This window comes from Streptococcus phocae, assembly GCF_001302265.1.
Lineage (GTDB): Bacteria > Bacillota > Bacilli > Lactobacillales > Streptococcaceae > Streptococcus > Streptococcus phocae.
Window position 1 is genome coordinate 1 of the sequence record NZ_LHQM01000066.1, and the last position, 6473, is coordinate 6473.

Consider the following 6473-nt stretch of genomic DNA (forward strand, 5'->3'; position numbering starts at 1 on the left):
CAAGATTTCGTACTCGCGCTATTTGTCTCAGCTAGACTTCAGCTTTGAATCGTTCCTATTATAATTTGATAACTTACTATCATTATACCCTAAGCCGTTGGTAGAATCAATCTTTTCCATGGCTCAATTTAAGAGGACATATTCTCTGTAATCAAGAAATAATCCTCATCTAAAATATATTGTGGGTAATCATATAAACGTCTCGGTTCTAAAAAGAGAACCGTCTGATGCGATAACTCAATATATTCTCTTATCCTATCAAGTTCACTTTTCGTCAGATAGGCTCCGCTATTAATCAGCACCAATAATTTCTTTTTGCTTAGGTATTTAAAGATTTGCAGAATCTCAAAACACTTTTCAAAAATTGTATCACTACGTGTTTCGATTTTGATGCCCAGAGCTTTTATTAATTCTAGAATAGTGATTTCATCATATTCTAAATCTAGCTCATTTTCTAAACATTCAAAAGCAATTAATTCGGTTATGTTGGCAGCTAATTTTTCTATCATTGTCTTTACTTCTGGTTTGTCATTAAAACTAGCTTCTAAATCAGCGTGAATCATTTTGAGGATAGCTGCTGAATTGATGTCATAACCAAAAATATCTGTGATAACAAGCAACTCCGAAGGTTTCACTGTTTTCAACTGATGATCAAATAGCTTCAGCTCATTTGCTCCTTCATACTGATAAAACTGTTTTACCAAGGAAGAAAATACAGTGACATCTTGAACAACTAAAGTCGTCATGTGATTGAGCTTTAGAGGTGCATCTAATAATGGAAAATTAATCATCATGATAAGCCTCCCCTAAAAAGACCAAACGACTATCTGTATTTGCAACACAAGTGTTTTTTTCACCATGCAGATAAATCATCCGAGCAAATTGTTTTTCTGTTACTGTCAGTAGCGAGATATTCCCTTTCTTGGGATTGTTTTCTTTCAGCCGACCAATCATCGCAGTATTAGCTGTATTGTTGAGCAACAGCTTACTGTAAATTGAAAATTGATGCATGATAAATCCCTCACTTAGCAAAAATTTTCGGAATTTTCGATAGGCTTTTCGCTCATCTGCAGTATCAACAGGCATGTCAAACATCAAAATCATTCTCATGTATCGATAACTCATATCCTAAATTCAGGAACCCCTTTCCCTTCATTATTAAGTGCTTTAATAACTTTCTTAGTATAGTCACTAACAATATTTGATAGATACATCTCCTTACCTTGGTAAAAATAGGTTTCAGAGAATATCGAAAATAAGCAGCGCTTCATTTGTGGAAAAGTTTTATGACGATTGTCGTAAATAATTCTATCAATCAAAGGACGAAAAGGTTCCATGATATCACTAGCCAAGTTAAATTGATTAAATTGGTTGGTATGTTTCAGTCCAAGCTGGGTCACACACCCACAAACAACAACTTCACGCGCAAACATGCTCAATAAAAGCGTATAACCATAGTCTAATCCTGCATTGATGTCACAATTCTGCTCTCTAGAAAAACGATTTCCAAATAAGGTATTAAAATAAATCCTTGCTGCATGCCCTTCACGATTACTCGGATCAAAGGTTTCCAAATCATGGTATAAAGCCATAATAGCCTGAGATTTGTCAAAAAAGGAACAGTCTCCGAGATAACAAGATTGGTTGAAAATCTTTTGAGCAATAATAGTCGTCCAAATATCAGCTTTTAAATCTTCTTTCCATGATATTTGACGGCTAAGCTGTAAACTAGAGTCATGTCTGGCATAATAAGGCATTAGCATAGCAGATGGTAGTCGCTTGTCATCACAGAAAATCACCAAGATATTTTCATCAACCAACCGTTTCATCAACATCGTTGATAACACAATATCCGTCGTCTCTAATAACAAAATATCAATTTCCGACAAATGGATTAGTTCTGTCTTATAGGCATCCTTGAAAATGAAATGATTGTTCTTATAAGATAATTTAGAATGCGTATTTACCACAACTGTCCGCCAACCTGCCATTAGTCACCTCCGAACTGACTTAAATCAATCCGTGTTTCATATAGACCGGTAACCGATTGGTGAATGAGCGTACTATTGAGACACTCCTTTGTCGATCGATATCGAACATCGTCTTGCTTAATCTCGCTATTCAAAAATGTAAATTTTTCGGGGGCACCAAAAGATGTGAATTTGAATAAATTGAGAAACGAAATAGACAACTCAGTTAAATCCGAATCATTAAATTTTTGATTAAAAGTATCATTTAATCGTTCAATAACCTTAGGTTTGATAACATTCTTCTCAGCATATCGTATAATGTAATGGAAAATCTCTATAAATTTTTCCTTATGATTTGAGATATACTCCATGTTTTCCGATTGAGTTCCTTTATCTCTTTTAGAAACACGATAAAGAAAAGTTACTAAGTGTTGAGGTAGAACCATCTCATTCCCTTTTTGTAACTCCGTAGCACTTGCCAATAGACGCCTTCTGCCATTTTCTAGCTCAAACAAACTATATTTAGGCAATGTGATCATAAGATGTTCTTGAATGTCGTGATAGCCTTTGGACTCTAAAAAGGCTATTGGATTAGCTTCGAATTTAGTTCGCTCCATAATGGTGATGCCAACGAGTTCTTTCACTGGTTTTAATTTTTTGGCCTTGCCTTTTTCAACCTTGGCAACTACTAAAACAGAGTAAGCCACGGTTGGGGTATTAAAACCTCCATATTTTGTAGTATCTCGCCATTTATTTTTTCTTGGAATCAGTTTACTTGATTTGCCTTTAGATAAAATCGTTTCATTTGAAAATCCACCTGTTTGGATTTCTGTTTTTTTAACAATGTTAACTTGGGGAGCAGAGAGAACTTTTCGAACAGTTCCAAAATCTTTGGTTTTATCCCACACAATCTCTCCGGTTTCCTCATTTACTTCAATAGGTGAGCGTTTAATAATGTTGCCATTTGCTAATTTCACTTCGCTTTTAAAGAAATTCATAAGATTAGAATAAAAGAAATATTTAGCAGTCGCATGACCGCTGGCTTTTCCTGATTTTCCAACCATTCTTTTCAAATCGTATTTTTGATAATCCCCGTAGACAAATTCCGAAGCCAATTTAGGATACATTTTGAGAAGAGCTGTTCCAACAACTGCATTAAGGTAAGCATCGTGGGCGTGATGATAGTCATTGATTTCACGAAGTTTGTAAAAACCAAAGTCTTGTCGGAAATCTGATACAAATTTGGATTTTAAGGTAATGACTTTAACACGACGAATAGGTCTGTCTTTTTCATCGCGCTCTGTGTTAAATCGACTGTCTAAAATTTGTGCAACGTGCTTGGTAATTTGACGAGTTTCTACTAATTGCCGCTGAATAAAGTTGGCTTTATCGCTTTCTTGCAATCCACCACGCTCAGCTTTAGTTAGGTTGTCAAATTTTCGCTGTGATATCACCTTAGTATCAAGTAGTTTTTGCCAATATGGCTTCATCCGCTTCACAACCTCTATGCTTGGCACATTGTCTGTTTTTCCACGATTATGCTCAGAGCGTGTAAGCACTTTATTATCAATGGAATCATCTTTGATAAAACTGCGTGGAATAATATGGTCAATATCATAATGGCTCAAGTTTGAAATTGATAATTCTTCGCCAGTGTACATATCTTTCCCATTTTGAAGGTAGTAAAGATAGAGTCTCTCGTTTTGAAGTTGGAAATTTTCAACAGGATGCTCTTTGAGCAGTTGACTCCCAAGTTTCTTCAAGACTTCTTGCACACGCTTCATGCGTTCACGAGACTGTTTCACCCCTATATCAGTTTTTTGAACGTCACGTGCCATTTCAACAACAATATGTTGAGGAGCTTTCCCCATGATTTTTACAATTTCATCTACAATGTTAATCGTTTGTAAAATTCCTTTTTTAATTGCTGGACTACCTGCCAAATCACGGATTTGATCGTTGATACTATCTTTTAAACCACCTTCTTGTGCCTTTTTAATCTCTTCTTTAAAACTCAAATTATCATCGTTAATCAACTGCATAAAATTTCGATTGATAAATCCATCAGCCTTTAAAAAATCTAAAATGGTCTTTCCAGTATGTTTGTCTCTCATTCCGTTGATTAATTGTTTCGACAAACGTCCCCACCCAGTGTAATGTCTCCTCTTCAATTGTTTTAGAACATTTTGATCAAACAAATCTTCATATACTGCTAAACGATTCGCTATCATCTCCTTATCTTCAAAAAGTGTTAAGGTTAAGATGATGTCTTCAATGATATTCTCATTCTCACTGTTGTCCAAAAACGCCTTATCTTTAATAATTTTGAGTAAATCGTGATAAGTCCCTAGCGAAGCGTTAAATTTATCTTCAACTCCCGAAATATCAACAGTATCAAAACATTCGATTTTGCTAAAAAAATCCTCTTTCAACTGTTTAACCGTTACTTTACGATACTTTTTGAAAAGCAACTCAACAATTTGCTCTTTTTGACCTGCAGAAAGAAACTCTGGTTTGGTCATTCCCTCGGTCACATACTTAACTTTTGTTAATTCGTTATAAACCGTAAAATATTCATAAGTCAAACTATGCTTTGGAAGAACTTTTTCTTGTGGCAGATACTCATCAAAGTTTGTCATGCGTTCAATGAATGCTTGAGCCGATGCTTCCTGATCAACCATCTCATCAAAATTCCATGGTGTGATTTTTTGGTCAGATGTTCGCGTCAACCAAGCAAAACGGCTATTACCTCTTGCTAAAGGACCTATATAATAAGGGATTCTAAAGGTTAAAATCTTTTCAATTTTTTCTTGATTATCTTTTAAAAATGGGTAATATGCTTGTTGCCTCTCCAAAATAGCCTGTAACTCACCCAGGTGAATCTGATGTGGGATAGAACCATTATCAAAGGTTCTTTGTTTTCTTAGGAAATCTTCTCGGTTAATTTTGGTCAGAAAATCTTCAGCGCCATCTAAGGTTTCTAAAATTGGTTTGATGTATTTGTAAAACGCTTCTTGACTAGTTTTTCCAGAAATATAGCCTGCATAACCATCTTTATTTTCATCTGTAAAAACATCTCGGTAAAGATCTGGAAGTTGCTCTTTGAACATTTGTTTCAACAATGCCAAGTCTTGTCTATGTTCTTCATAGCGTTTAATCAGAGATGCCGACAACGGTGCTTGGGTACCATCTCCATTTACGGTCAAAATATCGGATAACAAGATAGCATCTGATAAATTTTTAGCAGATAAGAAAAGGTCAGCATACTCATCGCCTATCTGAGTCAGCAAATTGTTCAACTCTTCATCATAAGTATCTTTTGCTAATTGTAATTTGGCATCTTCAGGTAAATTAAAATGTGATTTAAAGTTAGGGGTTAGTCCCAAGGAAAGTGCGATAAGATTGCCAAATAAGCCATTTTTCTTTTGACCAGGTATATTTGAAATGAGATTTTCTAAGCGTCTTGTTTTACTGATTTTCTCTGTTAATATTGCTTTAACATCAATTGCCTCAATGTCTAACTGATCCTCTTCGAACATTATATTATAGGCATCAACTAATGCATGAACTAATTGTTGAACATCTGTATTGTTTGCACTTAATGCTCCCTCAATCAAAAAATGTCCTCTAAATTTAATGATATGAGCAAGGGCCAGATAAATCAAACGCAAATCAGCTTTTTCAGTGTTATCTGCTAGTGCTTTTCGCAAATGATAGATCGTTGGGTAGTTATCATGATAGGCTTTTTCTTCTTGTAAAGTCCCAAAAATAGGATGTGCCTCGTATCTCTTATCACTCTTGTGAAGAAAGGAATCCTCTAAGCGAAGAAAAAAATGCTTGTCAATGGTATGCATCTCACTTTCAAATATGTCCCGGAGATAGCACAGACGATTTTTTCTGCGAGTGTATCTTCTGCGAGTGGTACGCTTTACACGAGTCGATGCTGCAGGACCTCCTTCGTCAAAAAGCAATGCTCCTATCATATTTTTTTTAATCGATTGACGACTAGTATTACCAAGAACTTTCATTTTTTTGGCGGGTACTTTATAATCATCTGTAATAACAGCCCAGCCAACACTATTTGTACCGATGTCTAATCCAATTGAGTACGATTTTTTCTCTACCATAGCGGTCTCCTTTGACAACACCTAAAAATTGAGATGATTTTAATAAAATCATTTTTGTCTAAGCAGCTAAGAAGAATACCTAATTTTTCCTAGCCAGTAATAGAAAGCGCCATATTGACGCTTTTATGCCACTATTTTATCTTTAATAATGCATTAATGCAAGAGTTTTTTAAATTTTCTTTTACTTTAATAATATAACCGCTCTCACCACAGCCACAGGAATAAGTAAGTTTCAGATTTAGCACCAACTGATAAAAGAATAACCTTTAGAAATCATTGATTTATAAGGCTTAAAATGGTATAATCGTTTTAATAATATGAGAATCATTTAAAGCTGAAGTCTAGCTGAGACAAATGGCGCGAGTACGAAATCTTG

The 6473-nt window shown here is 35.1% G+C and carries 4 protein-coding genes; all 4 read right to left on the reverse strand.

What is annotated here, in order from left to right; all coding sequences use genetic code 11:
- Window positions 1-128: 128 nt before the first annotated feature.
- Genes csn2 through cas9 form a run of 4 tightly spaced genes read right to left on the reverse strand, consistent with a single transcriptional unit; the run spans window position 129 to window position 6097 of the window.
- Window positions 129-797 (reverse strand): type II-A CRISPR-associated protein Csn2, encoded by a 669-nt coding sequence (gene csn2, locus AKK44_RS08295; RefSeq protein WP_201777509.1) that lies wholly within the window; start codon window positions 795-797, stop codon window positions 129-131.
- Complete coding sequence (gene cas2 / locus AKK44_RS08300; protein WP_037596615.1) at window positions 784-1125, reverse strand: CRISPR-associated endonuclease Cas2; 342 nt, start codon at window positions 1123-1125, stop codon at window positions 784-786. The genes csn2 and cas2 overlap by 14 nt, the downstream gene beginning before the upstream one ends.
- On the reverse strand, window positions 1122-1991 hold the full coding sequence (gene cas1, locus AKK44_RS08305; RefSeq protein WP_054279287.1) for a type II CRISPR-associated endonuclease Cas1: 870 nt from the start codon (window positions 1989-1991) through the stop codon (window positions 1122-1124). Before cas1 ends, cas2 begins: the two co-directional genes overlap by 4 nt.
- Complete coding sequence (gene cas9, locus AKK44_RS08310) at window positions 1991-6097, reverse strand: type II CRISPR RNA-guided endonuclease Cas9 (RefSeq protein ID WP_054279288.1); 4107 nt, start codon at window positions 6095-6097, stop codon at window positions 1991-1993. The genes cas1 and cas9 overlap by 1 nt, the downstream gene beginning before the upstream one ends.
- Window positions 6098-6473 lie beyond the last annotated feature (376 nt).

Coding starts and splice junctions, on each gene's coding strand:
- cas9 (WP_054279288.1), bottom strand. CDS start 6,097: ATGGTAGAGAAAAAATCGTACTCAATTGGATTAGACATCGGTACAAAT.
- cas2 (WP_037596615.1), bottom strand. CDS start 1,125: ATGAGTTATCGATACATGAGAATGATTTTGATGTTTGACATGCCTGTT.
- cas1 (WP_054279287.1), bottom strand. CDS start 1,991: ATGGCAGGTTGGCGGACAGTTGTGGTAAATACGCATTCTAAATTATCT.